The organism is Streptomyces sp. NPDC093795 (assembly GCF_044764665.1).
In the GTDB taxonomy this organism is placed as follows: domain Bacteria; phylum Actinomycetota; class Actinomycetes; order Streptomycetales; family Streptomycetaceae; genus Streptomyces.
In genome coordinates this window covers 941,916-956,476 of record NZ_JBIWIO010000001.1, presented here as the reverse complement: position 1 = coordinate 956,476, position 14,561 = coordinate 941,916, and the positions used below count along the sequence as shown (strand labels likewise).

At 72.6% G+C, this 14,561-nt stretch carries 13 protein-coding genes; 8 read left to right on the top strand and 5 right to left on the bottom strand.

What is annotated here, in order from left to right:
- Nucleotides 1-307 precede the first annotated feature (307 nt).
- Nucleotides 308-1,357, bottom strand: coding sequence for an NlpC/P60 family protein (locus ACIRB7_RS04605; RefSeq protein ID WP_403592207.1), 1,050 nt, complete (start codon nt 1,355-1,357; stop codon nt 308-310).
- Nucleotides 1,358-1,611: 254 nt separating this feature from the next.
- On the bottom strand, nt 1,612-2,406 hold the full coding sequence (locus ACIRB7_RS04600; RefSeq protein ID WP_403592204.1) for a class I SAM-dependent methyltransferase: 795 nt from the start codon (nt 2,404-2,406) through the stop codon (nt 1,612-1,614).
- A gap of 294 nt (nt 2,407-2,700) precedes the next feature.
- Between ACIRB7_RS04600 and mshA the strand changes: the two genes are divergently transcribed.
- The 3 genes from mshA to ACIRB7_RS04585 all read left to right on the top strand — a co-directional run bounded on the left by mshA (nt 2,701) and on the right by ACIRB7_RS04585 (nt 6,386).
- Nucleotides 2,701-4,068 (top strand): D-inositol-3-phosphate glycosyltransferase, encoded by a 1,368-nt coding sequence (gene mshA / locus ACIRB7_RS04595; RefSeq protein WP_403592201.1) that lies wholly within the window; start codon nt 2,701-2,703, stop codon nt 4,066-4,068.
- Nucleotides 4,061-4,570, top strand: a complete 510-nt coding sequence (locus tag ACIRB7_RS04590; protein ID WP_403592199.1) for a YbjN domain-containing protein — start codon at nt 4,061-4,063, stop codon at nt 4,568-4,570. Before mshA ends, ACIRB7_RS04590 begins: the two co-directional genes overlap by 8 nt.
- Nucleotides 4,571-4,655: 85 nt before the next feature.
- Nucleotides 4,656-6,386 (top strand): glycosyl hydrolase family 28-related protein, encoded by a 1,731-nt coding sequence (locus ACIRB7_RS04585; protein ID WP_403592197.1) that lies wholly within the window; start codon nt 4,656-4,658, stop codon nt 6,384-6,386.
- Here ACIRB7_RS04585 and ACIRB7_RS04580 read toward each other — a convergent pair.
- The gene (locus tag ACIRB7_RS04580; protein ID WP_403592195.1) at nt 6,373-7,305 is read right to left on the bottom strand and encodes an AraC family transcriptional regulator; all 933 of its coding nucleotides are present in this window, start codon (nt 7,303-7,305) and stop codon (nt 6,373-6,375) included. The two genes, ACIRB7_RS04585 and ACIRB7_RS04580, sit on opposite strands and share 14 nt — an antisense overlap.
- A 103-nt stretch (nt 7,306-7,408) precedes the next feature.
- On the opposite strand from ACIRB7_RS04580, the gene ACIRB7_RS04575 reads away from it, so the two are divergent.
- Nucleotides 7,409-8,350: an MBL fold metallo-hydrolase gene (locus ACIRB7_RS04575; protein ID WP_403592192.1), complete on the top strand. Its 942-nt coding sequence runs from the start codon at nt 7,409-7,411 to the stop codon at nt 8,348-8,350.
- A gap of 35 nt (nt 8,351-8,385) precedes the next feature.
- Here ACIRB7_RS04575 and ACIRB7_RS04570 read toward each other — a convergent pair whose 3' ends face one another.
- Nucleotides 8,386-9,753 (bottom strand): MDR family MFS transporter, encoded by a 1,368-nt coding sequence (locus ACIRB7_RS04570; protein ID WP_403592190.1) that lies wholly within the window; start codon nt 9,751-9,753, stop codon nt 8,386-8,388.
- A 125-nt stretch (nt 9,754-9,878) separates the two neighbouring features.
- Here ACIRB7_RS04570 and ACIRB7_RS04565 point away from each other — a divergent pair, with 125 nt between their 5' ends.
- Together ACIRB7_RS04565 and ACIRB7_RS04560 are read left to right on the top strand one after the other, a co-directional pair.
- On the top strand, nt 9,879-10,640 hold the full coding sequence (locus tag ACIRB7_RS04565; RefSeq protein ID WP_403592187.1) for a phosphoglyceromutase: 762 nt from the start codon (nt 9,879-9,881) through the stop codon (nt 10,638-10,640).
- 270 nt (nt 10,641-10,910) lie between these two features.
- Nucleotides 10,911-11,393 (top strand): GNAT family N-acetyltransferase, encoded by a 483-nt coding sequence (locus ACIRB7_RS04560; RefSeq protein ID WP_403592185.1) that lies wholly within the window; start codon nt 10,911-10,913, stop codon nt 11,391-11,393.
- A 363-nt stretch (nt 11,394-11,756) separates the two neighbouring features.
- Here the strand turns inward: ACIRB7_RS04560 and phoU are convergent, their stop codons facing one another.
- The gene (gene phoU, locus ACIRB7_RS04555; RefSeq protein ID WP_351218516.1) at nt 11,757-12,437 is read right to left on the bottom strand and encodes a phosphate signaling complex protein PhoU; all 681 of its coding nucleotides are present in this window, start codon (nt 12,435-12,437) and stop codon (nt 11,757-11,759) included.
- Nucleotides 12,438-12,703: 266 nt separating this feature from the next.
- Here phoU and ACIRB7_RS04550 point away from each other — a divergent pair, with 266 nt between their 5' ends.
- Complete coding sequence (locus ACIRB7_RS04550) at nt 12,704-13,933, top strand: sensor histidine kinase (RefSeq protein WP_403592182.1); 1,230 nt, start codon at nt 12,704-12,706, stop codon at nt 13,931-13,933.
- Nucleotides 13,930-14,561: response regulator transcription factor (locus ACIRB7_RS04545; protein ID WP_403592179.1), on the top strand; the 632-nt coding region annotated here is incomplete at its 3' end. The genes ACIRB7_RS04550 and ACIRB7_RS04545, both read left to right, overlap by 4 nt.

The window sequence follows — 14,561 nt, the reverse complement described above, 5'->3', positions numbered from 1 at the left end:
CCGGACCCTAGCGGTAGGGCGGCGCGCAGCGGAATGGTGATCAGCGGGAGAGCGGCCGTGGCGGGATTGGCATATGCCGCGGAAGGGGGCGTACTTGCCGCCGTTCGCCGCGCGGGAGCGCCTCGGCGGCAATGAGAAAGGTCACGCGGTGGTGGCGTGTCCCGGCCAGGTTCCGGGGGCACTCCGTCACGTCGGGGGTGCGCGGGGACGGGGGCGCGGGGGGTCCGGGGTCGCGTCGGGCGCGTCGGCCCCCGCCTCACGTCGGGCGTACGGGCTCCCGCGTCGCGTCGGGCGCGTCGGCCCCGCCTCACGTCGGGCGTACGACTCCCAGGATCTGCATCGAGCCCGCCCCCGCCAGCGTCACGTCCCGCCCCGGGCGGGGCGCGTGCACCATCGTGCCGTTCCCGACGTACATCCCGATGTGGCTCGCGTCCGCGAAGTAGACGATCAGGTCGCCCGGCTGCATGTCCTTGATGTCCACGCGCGGCAGCAGGCGCCACTGCTCCTGCGAGGTGCGCGGGATCGTGCGGCCCGTCGCGCCCCACGCGCTCTGGGTCAGCCCCGAGCAGTCGTACGAGCCCGGCCCCTCCGCCCCCCACACGTACGGCTTGCCGATCTGGCCCATCGCGAACGCGATCGCCTTCTTGGCGTCCGGCGTCGCGTCGGCCGTCAGGCCGGTGAGGACGCCGGTGCCGAGCCAGGTCGTCTGGGCCCGCTGCCGCTCCTGCTCCTCGAGGAGCCGCAGCCGCACCCGCTCCTCGGCGGCGAGCTCGGACTCCAGCTTCTTCGCCTCGGCGATCTTGTCGTTGATCTGCTTCTTCGCCTGGGCCTGCCGGACGCGGTTGGCCTCCAGCTTGGTCCAGTTGATGCCCGCGTCCCTGGCGTAGACGTCCAGCTGGGCCTGGGTGCGGTTCATCTCGCCGAGGAGGTCGGTGGTGGCCTTCGCCCCGGCCTTGAGCCGGCCCGCCGCGTCGAGGAAGAGGTGCGGGTCGTCGGTGAGGACGAGCTGCGCGCCGTCGGGGAGGCCGCCGTTGCGGTACTGGGCGCGGGCGGACGCGCCGGCCTTGGCCTTGAGCGCCTCGATCCTCTCGCGGCCCTCCACGATCATCCGGGCGACCTGGACGATCTCGGCGGACTGCTCCTTGGTCCTCTCCTCCGCGAGGTTGTACGCGTCGGTGGCGACGGCGGCCTGCCGGTACAGGCCGTCTATCTCCTGGCGTACCTGCTCCAGGCTCTTCTTCGGCGGGGGAGGGGGGAGGGGAGCGGCGGCGGCCTGGAGGGTCAGTGCGGGAGAGGCCAGCACGGTCAAGGCGCAGATCATGGTGACCGCGGCGGTGGCGTGGCGGCGTCGGTTCACTGGCTCCCCCTTGAGTGGCCACATCTGATTTACCGTCAGTAACTTGAGGGCAACGATGGCGATAGTGCCATGCGAAACCGGAAATCAACAGGGGAAACCGGGGCCTGTCGGGCCTCCTCCCCCTCCAGGGGACGGGCGGGGCGGGCGTGGCGTTCCCGGCGTACGGGAAATTCAGCGGGAGTTGGGGAAAGGGCCCCGTCTCCTTGTGCCCTCGGTTCTCCCGCGAGGCGCGAACCCGGCGCTCCCGCGCCGCCTCACCCCCGAGGCGCCAGCGCCTCCCACCGGACCGTCACCTCGCCCTGGCGCCACCGTCGGGGACCGTCCGTCAGCGGCCAGTCCGCCGCCAGGTCGCGGACGGAGCGGATCCACCGCTGCCGCGCGCCGAGCGAGGCGTACGGGGCGGCCGCCGCCCAGGCCCGGTCGAAGTCCCGCAGGAACGCGTGCACCGGCTCGCCCGGCACGTTGCGGTGGATCAGCGCCTTCGGCAGCCGCTCCGCCAGGTCCGACGGGCGCTCCAGCGAACCGAGCCGGGTCGCGAAGGTCACCGTGCGCGGCCCGCCCCGGTCGAGCGCCACCCACACGTGCCGGCGGCCGATCTCGTCGCAGGTGCCCTCCACGAGCAGCCCGCCGGGTGCCAGCCGCTCGCACAGTCGCCGCCAGACGGCCGCGACCTGCTCCTCGTCGTACTGGCGCAGCACGTTCGCCGCCCGGATCAGGGCGACCCGGCCGGGCACCGGCACCTCGAAGCCGCCGTGCAGGAAGGAGAGGCCCTCGTGCTCGTACGGCCTCGCGGCCTCGACGCGGGCGGGTTCGATCTCGATGCCGTAGAGGCGGGTGCGGGGCTCGGCGGTGCGCAGCCGGGCGAGGAGTTCGACGGCGGTCCAGGGGGCGGCCCCGTACCCGAGGTCGACGGCGACGGGCGGCTCGGGCGAGCGGCGCAGGGCGGGGCCGTGGACGGCGGCGATCCAGCGGTCCATACGGCGCAGCCGGTTCGGGTTGGTGGTCCCGCGGGTCGGGGTGCCGACGGGGCGGGTGGTGCGCGGGGCCATGCCATGAGCGTAGAGGAGCGGGGGAGGGTGGGGAGCGGCCGGTGGCCCCGGCTCCCGGCCCCGCCCTCGCCTCCCCCGAGCTCCCGGTAATGAATTGGCAAAGCGCCCCCGCCAATGGAAATGAAAGGTGTCATTCCGGTGTTGTCGCGGCTGGAGGACGGCCCCCGCCCTCCGACCGTCATGCCCGAGACAGCGGAGCCGAGCCGAGCGAAGCCCAGCTAAGCCCAGCCCAGCTAACCCAGCCCAGCCAAGTCCAGCCCCGCCCCCAGGCCCCCCAGCGGAAGGACCGCCGACGTGAGCCAGTACGTGTCCCGGTTCGCCGGTACCCGGCACCGGCACCCGGCACCATCCCGGCTCCGGCTCCCCGGCCGGAACCGCACCCCGCGCCGCGTGGCCATGCTCAGCGTCCACACCTCCCCGCTGCACCAGCCGGGCACCGGCGACGCGGGCGGCATGAACGTCTACATCGTCGAGCTGGCGAAACGTCTCGCCGCCATCGACATCGAGGTCGAGATCTTCACCCGGGCCACGACCGGCGGTCTCCCCCCGGTCGTCGAGCTCACGCCGGGCGTGCTCGTACGGCATGTGGACGCCGGCCCGTACGAGGGCCTGGCCAAGGAGGAGCTGCCGGCCCAGCTCTGCGCCTTCACGCACGGCGTGATGCAGGCGTGGGCGGGCCACCGCCCGGGCCACTACGACCTCGTCCACTCCCACTACTGGCTCTCCGGCCACGTCGGCTGGCTCGCCGCCGAACGCTGGGGCGTGCCGCTCGTCCACGCCATGCACACCATGGCGAAGGTCAAGAACGCGGCGCTCGCCGATGGCGACACGCCCGAGCCCGCGGCCCGGGTGATCGGCGAGACGCAGATCGTCTCCGCCGCCGACCGGCTGATCGCGAACACGGCCGAGGAGGCCGACGAGCTCGCCCGGTTCTACGAGGCCGACCCCGGCAAGATCGCGGTCGTGCACCCCGGCGTCAACCTCGACAACTTCCGCCCCGCCGACGGCCGCGCCGCCGCCCGCGCCCGGCTCGGGCTGCCGCAGGACGCCTTCATCCCGGTCTTCGCCGGCCGCATCCAGCCGCTGAAGGCCCCGGACATCCTCCTGCGGGCCGCCGCGGTGCTCCTGGAGCAGGACCCCTCGCTGCGTTCGCGCATGATCGTGCCGGTGGTCGGCGGCCCGAGCGGCAGCGGCCTCGCGAAGCCGGAGGGCCTGCAGAAGCTCGCCGCGCGGCTCGGCATCGCGGACATCGTGCGCTTCCACCCGCCGGTGGGCCAGGACAGGCTCGCCGACTGGTTCCGCGCGGCGAGCGTCCTCGTCATGCCCTCGTACAGCGAGTCCTTCGGCCTGGTCGCGATCGAGGCGCAGGCGGCCGGCACCCCGGTCGTCGCGGCGGCGGTCGGCGGCCTGCCCGTGGCCGTACGGGACGAGACGACCGGCTTCCTCGTGCAGGGGCACGATCCGGCGGACTACGCCCGCGCGCTCGGCCGGTTCGTGGCGGACCCGTCCCTGACGGACCGGATGGGCGCGGCGGCGGCCCTGCACGCCGGCTCCTTCGGCTGGGACACGGCCGCCTCGGGCACGGCCGACGTGTACACGGCTGCCGTGCACGACCACCGGCTGCGCGAGAACCGCCGTCGCGTACGCTCCCACCATGGCTGAGGACGCAAGGGCCGGCGACGTCCGGCGGATCGTCGAGGACACGCTCAAGGACGCGGAACTGGAGTGGGAGTCCCCCGAACCGGGCTCCTACGTGGTCAAACTCCCCGGCACGCGCAAGCTCTTCACGACGCTCTCGCTGCGCGCCGGACGGCACTCGCTCTCGCTCAACGCCTTCGTCGTCCGGCACCCGGACGAGAACGAGGCGGGCGTCCACCGCTGGCTGCTCGAACGCAACCTCAAGCTGTACGGGGTGAGTTACGCGGTCGACGGCCTCGGCGACGTCTACCTCGTGGGCAAGCTGCCGCTCTCCGCCGTCACACCGGAGGAGCTCGACCGGCTGCTCGGCTCGGTCCTCGAAGCGGCGGACGGCGACTTCAACACGCTCCTGGAGCTCGGTTTCGCGTCGGCGATCCGGCGCGAGTACGCGTGGCGGGTCTCGCGCGGCGAGTCGACGCGGAATCTCGACGCGTTCAAGAACCTGACCCGGAAATCCGCGGACTGACCTCTTCCCGCAAGGGCCTTCCAGTGCCATGCTCACGCCCGGCGCAGATCTGAACACCGTTCATATACGTGAAAGGTTCAGGGGTATGGCACTCAGCAGAAGGCAGTTCGTCGGCGGCGCGGTGGCAGTGGCGGCGGCCACGGGAGCGACGGGAGTGACACAAGCGACGGCAGCGACGGGAGTGACACAGGCGACGGCAGCGACGGGATCGACGGGATCGACGGGTTTCTCACCACCACCCGGCCCCCTCCTCCCCGCCCGGCTCTGGCAGGAGTTCGAAGCCGCCCCCCACACCCACCCGCAGATCCCTTACGTGGGCCGGGCCGGCGCCCACGCCGGCGCCCGCCGCACGCCACCCCGCTCCCGCGTGGTGGCGAACGCGCTCACCTACGGGGCCACCCCCGACGCCTCGGCCGACTCGGCGCCCGCCATCAACCGCGCCCTCACGGAGGCGGGGGAGCGGGGCGGCGGCACGGTCCTGCTGCCGCCGGGCACGTACCGGATCGACGACTACCTCCGGATCGGCCACAGCGGCGTGGTCCTGCGCGGCGCGGGCTCCGGCCGTACGACCCTGCTCGCCACCCGGCACCTCACCGAGCTGATCGGCCCGTACGGGTCCCGCTACGGCGGCGACAAGTCCTCCTGGTCCTGGGCGGGCGGCCTGATCTGGCTCTCCCCGCACGCCCGGCACGCCTCCCTCGTCGCCGCGATACGGGACCGGGCCTGGCCCTTCGAGGGCTGGACCGGCAACCGGCGCGACGAGTGGACCACCCTGACCGCCGTGCGCCCGGCCCGCCGGGGCGACCGCTCCGTCACGGTCGAGGACCCGTCGGGACTCCGGCGCGGCCAACTGGTCCTGCTCCGCCTCGCCGACGACCCCGCGCACACCCTCCTGGAGCACATGGCGGGCGGCGGCCCGGGCCCGGAGGCGTACACCTGGGACGACAGGACGAAGCTGACCAGCTACGTCCCCTACGAGTGGCCCGTACGGATCACCGCAGTACGCGGCCGGACGGTCACCCTGGAGCGCCCCCTCCCGCTCGACGCGCGCCCGGAGTGGGACCCCCGACTGATCTCGGGGGCCGAGGCACTCACCGACTCAGGGGTGGTGGGCCTGACCCTGGAGGCGGTGGAGACACCACAATCCCCCCACCTCCTCGACAAGGGCTACAACGGCGTCACCTTCCAGTGCGCGTACGACTGCTGGGCGGACGACGTGGTCGTCCGGCACGTCGACAACGGCTTCGGGCTCGTCGCCGCCTCCGCCTGCACCCTGCGTCGTACGCGGGTGGAGGGGCGCGGCTCCCACCACCCGTACTACTGCCGGGAGGGAGCGCACGACAACCTGGTCGAGGACTTCCACATCGCCGCCCGTACCGTCCCCGCCCCGGCCGGGACCCAGCTCCACGGCATCAACGTCGAGGGCCTGTCCAGCCACAACGTCTGGTCGCGCGGGGTGATGGAGATGGGCACCTTCGACACCCACCGGGGCATGCCCTTCGCGAACGTACGGACCGAGATCACCGTCGAGAACAACGGTCGGCACGGCGGCGACGCGTCCGCGGGCCCGCTCTACGGCGCCCGGTTCGCCCACTGGAACGTGACGGTGACCAACGGCAGGGCCGGTCTCGTCAAGATCGACACCATCGCCCCGTACAGCGCGACGGTGGGCATCAGCGAGGTGCGCGAGTTCGACCAGACGGACGTCCCGGACTTCGCGGGCGACCTCCACGCGCGCGTGGAGGCGTACGGGAGCCCGGGTTCCGTGCACCCGCGGAACCTGTACGAGGCACAGCGGGCGCTCAGTCGGCGGTAGCCGCCGCCCGGACGGCCCGGTACTGCCCCGGCGTCGTACCGAACTCGCGGCGGAAGGCGTGCGAGAGGGCGTACGGAGAGCTGTAACCGACCCGGCGGGCGACCGTGGCCAGGGGATCCGGGGTGTCCCGGAGCAGGGCGGCCGCGCGGGTCAGCCGCCACCAGGTGACGTACGCCATCGGGGGCCGGCCGACCAGGGCGGTGAAGCGGCGGGCCAGGGTGGGCCGGGAGACGCCCGCCTCGGCGGCGAGTCGGTCGTTGGTCCACGGGGCGGCCGGGTCGGAGTGCAGCGCGCGCAGCGCGGCGGCGGTCACCGGGTCGCCGAGGGCGGTCGGCCAGGCTCCGGCCGTGCTCTCGGCCATCCAGGAGCGGATCATGTAGACGAGCAGAAGGTCGAGCAGGCTGGGCAGCGCGAGGGACGAGCCGGGCCGCCGCTCGTCCAGCTCGCCGCCGAGGAGGCCGACGGCGGCGCGGAGTTCGGGGTGCCGGCCGTCGCGGTTCGGCAGGTGGACGAGCGGGGGCAGCTCGGCCACGAGGGGGTGGGCGTGGCTGCGGTCGAGGCGGTACTTGCCGCAGAGCATCTCCACCTCGCGCTCGTGGCCGGAGGGCAGGGGCGGGCGCGGCAGGGTCCCGTCGGCCCACGGGGCGAACGGCGCCGCCCGCGCGGCCGTCGACGCGTCGACGGGCGAGTCGGCGATGACGTGCCCCGTCCCGTGCGGGAGCAGCACCGCGTCCCCCGCGCCGAGGGCGACCGGCTCGCCGCCGTCGGGCAGCAGCCAGCAGCAGCCCTTCAGGACGACGTGGAAGCCCGCGCCCTCGTACGGGTCGAGCCGGACGCACCAACTGCCGCCGACCCGTACGCGGTCGGAGGAGGGCCGCCCGACGCGTACGGCCGAGATCGCGTCGCTCACCACGTCCATGCCGGCAGGGTACGCGTCCCACCCTCGGGTGTGAGACATACGCGTATCAGAAGGAGCGGCCGGAGCATCGAAAGGCTCACCGATGCTTCCTAGGGTCGACCCCATGAACACGGAGAACACGGAGAGCTCGGGTCCAACCGAGAACGCGGAGAGTGTCGTCCTCGGCGACGTCGAGGTCATCCGGGTCGTCGAGTGGCAGGGCCCCTTCGGCCCCGCCCGCGGCATCGTTCCGGCGGCCGGGCCCGAGCTGTGGCGGGAGAACGAGGACTGGCTCGCTCCGGACCACTGGGCGCCGGACGACGACAGCGCGGTCATGGCGCTGCAGAGCTGGGTGCTGCGCAGCGGGGGACGGACCGTCCTGATCGACACGGGGGTCGGCGACGGGCGCGAGCGGCCCGGGTCGCCGCAGTTCCACCGGCGGCAGGGGGACTTCCTGGGCCGTCTGGAGCGGGCGGGCATCCGCCCCGAGGACGTCGACGTCGTCGTCAACACGCACCTGCACGCCGACCACGTCGGCTGGAACACGCACGAGGTCGACGGGGAGTGGGTGCCGACGTTCCCGAACGCGCAGTACCTCCTTCCGGCCGCCGACGACTTCCACTTCGGCCCGGAGAACGCGTACGGCAACGGTCTTCAGGAGGATGACCGGCTGGTCTACGAGGACAGCGTCGCGCCCGTCCACCGCTGGGGGCGGAGCCTGCTGTGGGACGGGACCCACCGCATCGACGAGCACCTCACGCTGGAGTCCGCGCCCGGTCACACACCCGGCTCCGCCGTGCTGCGGCTCGCGTCCGGGGGAGAACGGGCGGTCTTCGTCGGAGACGTCCTGCACAGTCCGGTGCAGATCCTCGACCCCTCGTGCGACAGCTGCTTCTGCCTGGACGCGGGGCAGGCGGCGGCGAGTCGCCGCCGGGTCCTCGGACGAGCCGCCGACGAGCGGGAGCTGGTCGTGCCGGCGCACTTCGGCGGGGCCGGAGCCGCCGAAGTGCGCAGGGAGGGGGAGGGGTTCGGGCTCGTACGGTGGGCGGCCTACGGCCGCGGGTGAGGCCGGTGGCGCGGGTGCGCAGGCGCCGCCGGGGACTAATCGACGCTCTCGGCCCCGGTCTTGGCCTGGGCCTGGGCCTGGGCCTGGGCCTTGACCTCGACCCCGGTCTCGACCGCACCGGCGGAGACCCCGGCCTCGACCGCACCGGCGGCGGGCGAGGTCTCCGTGTCACCGCCCCCGGCCTCGTCGTCCTCCCCCAGGGCCCGGCGCAGCTTGGTCAGGTAACCGGCGGCGGCGAGGACGCCGATCGCGGCCGTCGCCGCCCACAGGACGCCGGGTCCCGGGCCGCCGACGATCGCGCCGGCGGCGATCGGGGCGACGAAGCCGGCGACGGCCCAGGACATGCCCATCACGCCCTGGTAGCGGCCCCGGGCGTGCTCGGGGGCGAGGCGGGCGGTGGCGGCGGCGTTCGTCGGGACGTGGATCATCTCGCCGACGGTCCAGACGACCACGGTCGCGGCGAAGGCCACGGAGGAGCCGGCGAGGGCGGTGGCGCCGGTGCCGAAGGCGAAGAGGAGCGAGGACAGGGTCAGCAGGAGGATCGGCGAGCGCTTGTCGGTCAGCCTGTTGACGAGCAGCTGGAAGCCGACGATCACGATGCCGTTGACGGCGATGACGAGACCGTAGGAGGAGGGGGCGAGGCCCTGTCCCGCCATGGTGAGGGGCAGGCCGATCCAGGGGGCGGTGAAGACGAGGCAGACGAGCAGGTTGAGCAGGACGAGCGTGCGGAAGGGGGCGTCGCGCAGCACGGTGAGCATGCTGACCTTGGCCTCGACGACCGGCTCGCCCGCCGTGTCGACGCGGGCCTTGGGGCGGGTCTCGGGGAGCCGGAGGAAGACGATGACGGCGCACAGGACGGTGGCGACGGCGTCGACGACGAAGAGGGTGCGGTAGCCGAGGAGGATCGCGGCGCCGCCGCCGATGGAGGCGATGGCGAAGCCGAGGTTGAGGGCCCAGTAGTTGAGGGCGTAGGCCCGGCGCACGTCGTGGGCGGGGACCATGTCGGCGATCGTCGCGTTGATGGAGGGGCGGACGGCCTGCATGGCGACGCCCATGAGGAGCACGACGGTGGCGATGGCCCAGGCGCTGGTGACGACGGCGAGGGCGGCGGCGCAGGCGGCGGCCGCGAGGTGCATGGTGACCATGGTGGGGCGCCGGCCCCAGCGGTCGGTGAGCGTGCCGCCGAGCGGTGAACCGGCGATGCCGCCGAGGCCGTGGAGGGCGACGACGAGTCCGGCGAACCAGGGGGAGTGCCCGAGTTCCTGCGTCAGGTAGAGCGCGAGGAACGTGAGGACGAAAGCGCCGGTCCTGTTGACCAGGGTCGACAGCCAGAGCCACCAGAAGCCCTGCGGAAAGCCGGAGACCGTCGCCCGGGCCGATCGTCTGAGCGAGTCGATGGACATGTGTGGCAGCCCCCTGCGATATGTAAGCCCTGCTTCCGGCTCTCGTAACTTACGCATCTCAGGGGTCGGACGCCAGCCAATTGACGACGCGCGTCAATCGTCAGCGGTCGATTAGGCTCGTACGCATGGCCGACGCACCGTACAAGCTGATCCTCCTCCGCCATGGCGAGAGCGAGTGGAACGAGAAGAATCTGTTCACCGGTTGGGTGGACGTGAACCTCACCGCGAAGGGCGAGAAGGAGGCGACGCGCGGCGGCGAGCTGCTCAAGGACGCCGGCCTGCTGCCCGACGTGCTGCACACCTCCCTCCAGAGGCGCGCCATCCGCACCGCCCAGCTCGCGCTGGAGTCCGCGGACCGCCACTGGATCCCGGTCCACCGCTCCTGGCGCCTCAACGAGCGCCACTACGGCGCCCTCCAGGGCAAGGACAAGGCCCAGACGCTCGCCGAGTTCGGCGAGGAGCAGTTCATGCTGTGGCGCCGCTCGTACGACACCCCGCCGCCGGCGCTGTCCGACGACAGCGAGTACTCGCAGGCGCACGACGCCCGTTACTCGACGATCCCGCCGGAGCTGCGCCCGCGCACCGAGTGCCTCAAGGACGTCGTCGACCGGATGCTGCCGTACTGGTACGACGCGATCGTGCCGGACCTCCTCACCGGCCGCACGGTCCTGGTCGCCGCCCACGGCAACAGCCTCCGTGCCCTGGTCAAGCACCTCGACGGCATCTCGGACGCCGACATCGCGGGGCTCAACATCCCGACGGGCATCCCCCTCGCCTACGAGCTCGACGAGAACTTCAAGCCCCTCAAGCCGGGCGGCACCTACCTCGACCCGGACGCGGCGGCCGCGGCCATCGAGGCCGTGAAGAACCAGGGCAAGAAGAAGTAGCCCTGACACGTCATCGGGACCCCTGTCGGCGGAGGTCGGACTCTCCGCCGGTGGGGGTCTTTTCGTGCTGTCCGGCCGGACGGGTGAGGGGGAAACCTTCCGGCGGGCGGTTCCCGCACCGCGGGGATAACGGCAGCCTCATGGACCCTGCGCCCCCACGGCACCCGGCCACCGACCGGCTCAAGCTCCGCTCGGTCGTCTTCCTCGGCCAGGGCACGCCGGTCCGATAATCATCGGCGCCCTTGGCGCGGAGTGGCTACCGTCCAGGCCATGAGCACGCCACCCCCCAGCACCTCGCTGCGCCTGGAGCCGGTCACCCCGGCCACCATCGACGCGGCCCTCGCCCTGCGCGTCCATCCCCACCAGGAGCACAACGTCGCCCCCGTCGTACGCTCCCTCGCCGAGGCGTACGCCTTCGGGGAGGCCGCATGGCCGCGGCTGATCTTCGACGGCGACGAACTCGTCGGCTTTCTGATGGCCTTCCTCGACCTCACCTGGGACGAGGAGAAGGACCCGGACGACCGGCGCAGCGGCCTCTGGCGGCTCAACATCTCCGCCGACGTCCAGGGCAAGGGGTACGGACGGTTCGCCGTCGAAGCCGTACGCGAGGAGCTCCGGCGGCGCGGAACACCCCGGCTGTACGTGACCTGGCACCCGGGCGAGAACGGCCCCGGCGCCTTCTACGAGCGGCTCGGCTTCCGTACGACCGGTGAGCTCAGCGGCGGCCAGACCGTCGGCGTACTCGACGTCTGAGAAGACAGCCCGGAAGGCGGTCGAGGGAGTCGTCCAGGACGGAGAAACGGGGCGGGGCACGGATCTCGCCGCGCCCCGCCCCCTCGCTCGTCAGCCCGAGCAGCCCCCGCACTGGCAAGGCCCGCCCGACTGGCAGCCGCAGCTGCAGCCCGAGCCGCAGCCGCAGGCGCCGAGCACCGGCAGGAACACCGCCTCGCGCGGCGCCTCCGCGCCGGAGTCGGTCGTCGTCATCGGGGATTCGGCCATGGGGTCCCTCCCTTTCGAGGCGTGAGTCGCCTCCCCCCATTGCATGCCCACCCGGACCGGCGCATCAACGGCGCATCGATGCCCGCGCCCCGGTGCGCCCGCGCGCGCCGGCCGGGGTCACGCGCCCTCCACCGGCGCGTCCGAGGCCTGGAGCTCGTCCGCGTGCTCACCCGTCACCAGGTACACGACCCGCTTCGCCACCGACACCGCGTGGTCGGCGAACCGCTCGTAGTACCGGCCGAGCAGCGTCACGTCCACCGCCGTCTCGATGCCGTGCTTCCAGCGGTCGTCGATCAGGTGCTGGAACAGCGTCCGGTGCAGCAGGTCCATCTCGTCGTCGTCCTGCTCCAGCTGGAGCGCCAGGTCGACGTCCTTCGTGATGATGACCTCCGCCGCCTTCGCCATCAGGCGCTGCGCCAGCTGCCCCATCTCCAGGATGGTCGCGTGCAGGTCCCGCGGCACGGCCGTGTCGGGGAACCGCAGCCGCGCCAGCTTGGCCACGTGCTGGGCCAGGTCGCCCGAGCGCTCCAGGTCGGCGCTCATCCGCAGCGAGGTCACCACTATCCGCAGATCCGTGGCCACCGGCTGCTGCCGCGCGAGCAGCGCGATCGCCCGCGCCTCCAGATCGTGCTGGAGGTCGTCGACCTTCTGGTCCGCCGCGATCACGCTCTCCGCGAGCTTCAGATCCGCGTCGAGCATCGCCGTCGTGGCGCGCCCGACCGCCGACCCGACGAGTCGGGCCATCTCGACCAGGCTCTCGCCGATCGAGTCCAGTTCCTCGTGGTACGCGTCCCGCATGTGGCTGTCCCTCTCTACGCAAAGCTCCGGGGTCCGGGTGGGGCTCGGAACCCCCACGCTCCCACGTTCGGCCCTCTACGCGTCCGGTTCCACCCCCACACATGAACCATCACTTTCCCCCAGGTGAACTCTGGGCTACACGCGCCACTGTCCCGCTCGGGGCAAATGAACCGGCCACGTCTTCACAGTGAACTCTGAGCGACGAGTGTTCGAGGAGCCACTCGGACGGCTGGGAGAGAGTCCGTGACCCCGCATAACCTTGAGGCATGGACGTGAACGCGGCAGTCGCCGCATTGGCCGCGATCGCCGGCGTGTGCACCGGCGTGATCGCCATGCTGGCGTTCCGCTGGAGCGAGCGCGACCAGGCGAGACCCACTCGTACCTCCCTGCACACCGACGCCGTGCTCCCGCCCGGCGTCGACACCGTGCTGTCCGTGCTGCGCTCCTCCGCGGTCGTCCTCGACGAGAGCGACTCCGTGGTGAAGGCCAGCTCGGCGGCGTACGCGCTCGGCCTGGTCCGGGGCGGCAAGCTGGCCGTCGAGCCCATGCTCAACATGGCCCGCGACACGCGCCGCGACGGGGAGATACGACAGGTCGAGCTGGACCTGGCACGGCGCGGCAGCGGCCGCGGCGAGGCCCTAGCCGTCTCCGCCCGGGTCGCCCCGCTGGGCTCGCGGCTCGTGCTGCTCCTGGTCGAGGACCTCACCGAGGCCCGCCGTATCGAAGCGGTACGGCGGGACTTCGTCGCCAACGTGAGCCATGAGCTCAAGACCCCCACGGGCGCGCTCTCCCTGCTCTCCGAGGCGGTCATGGACGCATCGGACGACCCCGAGGCGGTCACCCGCTTCGCCGGCCGCATGCAGATAGAGGCGACCCGCCTCACCAACCTCGTGCAGGAGCTGATCGACCTCTCCCGCGTGCAGAACGACGACCCGCTCGAAGACTCCGAGCCCGTGTCCGTGGACGAACTCGTCGCCGAGGCGATCGACCGCTCCCGGCACACCGCCTCCACCAAGCAGATCACCATGGTCTCGGGAGGAGAGGCCGATCTGCGCGTCTGGGGGAGCCGCGGCCAGCTCGCCGCCGCCCTCGGCAACCTCGTCGAGAACGCGGTCAACTACTCACCGGCCCGTACGCGGGTGGGCATCGCCGCCCGCCGCGTCGTCGCCCCCGCCGGCGACCTGATCGAGATAGCCGTCACCGACCAGGGCATCGGCATTCCCGACAAGGACAAGGAGCGCGTCTTCGAGCGCTTCTACCGCGTCGACCCGGCCCGCTCCCGTGCCACCGGCGGTACGGGTCTCGGCCTGGCCATCGTCAAGCACGTGGCCGCCTCGCACGGCGGGGAGGTCACCGTCTGGAGCACCGAGGGTCAGGGCTCCACCTTCACCCTGCGGCTGCCCGAGGCGGGCGCCGCACGGGACCGCCGGACCGTCTCGTCCCCCACCCCTGATCTCATGACCGAACCGCTCCCTGCCCCGGAGGTCCTTCCGTGACCCGAGTGCTCGTCGTCGAGGATGAGGAATCCTTCAGCGACGCCCTGTCCTACATGCTTCGCAAGGAAGGCTTCGAGGTCGCCGTGGCGGCGACCGGGCCCGACGGTCTCGACGAGTTCGAGCGCAACGGGGCCGACCTCGTCCTCCTCGACCTGATGCTTCCGGGGCTGCCCGGTACCGAGGTGTGCCGGCAGCTGCGCGGCCGCTCGAACGTCCCCGTCATCATGGTGACGGCCAAGGACAGCGAGATCGACAAGGTCGTCGGGCTGGAGATAGGAGCCGACGACTACGTGACGAAGCCCTTCTCCTCGCGGGAGCTGGTCGCCCGCATCCGCGCGGTCCTGCGCCGCCGCGGTGAGCCGGAGGAGGTCACCCCCGCGGCCCTGGAGGCCGGCCCGGTCCGCATGGACGTCGACCGCCACGTGGTGACGGTCGCGGGCGGCAAGGTCGACCTGCCCCTGAAGGAGTTCGACCTCCTGGAGATGCTCCTGCGCAACGCGGGCCGCGTGCTGACCCGTATGCAGCTCATCGACCGGGTCTGGGGCGCGGACTACGTCGGCGACACCAAGACCCTCGACGTCCACGTGAAGCGCCTCCGCGCCAAGATCGAACCGGACCCGGGCGCCCC

What these genes read in the sequence shown, in the direction of transcription:
- ACIRB7_RS04575 (WP_403592192.1), top strand. Translation starts at nt 7,409, where the DNA reads ATGAACACGGAGAACACGGAGAGCTCGGGTCCAACCGAGAACGCGGAG.
- ACIRB7_RS04570 (WP_403592190.1), bottom strand. Translation starts at nt 9,753, where the DNA reads ATGTCCATCGACTCGCTCAGACGATCGGCCCGGGCGACGGTCTCCGGC.
- ACIRB7_RS04550 (WP_403592182.1), top strand. Translation starts at nt 12,704, where the DNA reads ATGGACGTGAACGCGGCAGTCGCCGCATTGGCCGCGATCGCCGGCGTG.
- phoU (WP_351218516.1), bottom strand. Translation starts at nt 12,437, where the DNA reads ATGCGGGACGCGTACCACGAGGAACTGGACTCGATCGGCGAGAGCCTG.
- ACIRB7_RS04560 (WP_403592185.1), top strand. Translation starts at nt 10,911, where the DNA reads ATGAGCACGCCACCCCCCAGCACCTCGCTGCGCCTGGAGCCGGTCACC.
- ACIRB7_RS04590 (WP_403592199.1), top strand. Translation starts at nt 4,061, where the DNA reads ATGGCTGAGGACGCAAGGGCCGGCGACGTCCGGCGGATCGTCGAGGAC.
- ACIRB7_RS04580 (WP_403592195.1), bottom strand. Translation starts at nt 7,305, where the DNA reads ATGGACGTGGTGAGCGACGCGATCTCGGCCGTACGCGTCGGGCGGCCC.
- ACIRB7_RS04600 (WP_403592204.1), bottom strand. Translation starts at nt 2,406, where the DNA reads ATGGCCCCGCGCACCACCCGCCCCGTCGGCACCCCGACCCGCGGGACC.
- ACIRB7_RS04585 (WP_403592197.1), top strand. Translation starts at nt 4,656, where the DNA reads ATGGCACTCAGCAGAAGGCAGTTCGTCGGCGGCGCGGTGGCAGTGGCG.
- ACIRB7_RS04565 (WP_403592187.1), top strand. Translation starts at nt 9,879, where the DNA reads ATGGCCGACGCACCGTACAAGCTGATCCTCCTCCGCCATGGCGAGAGC.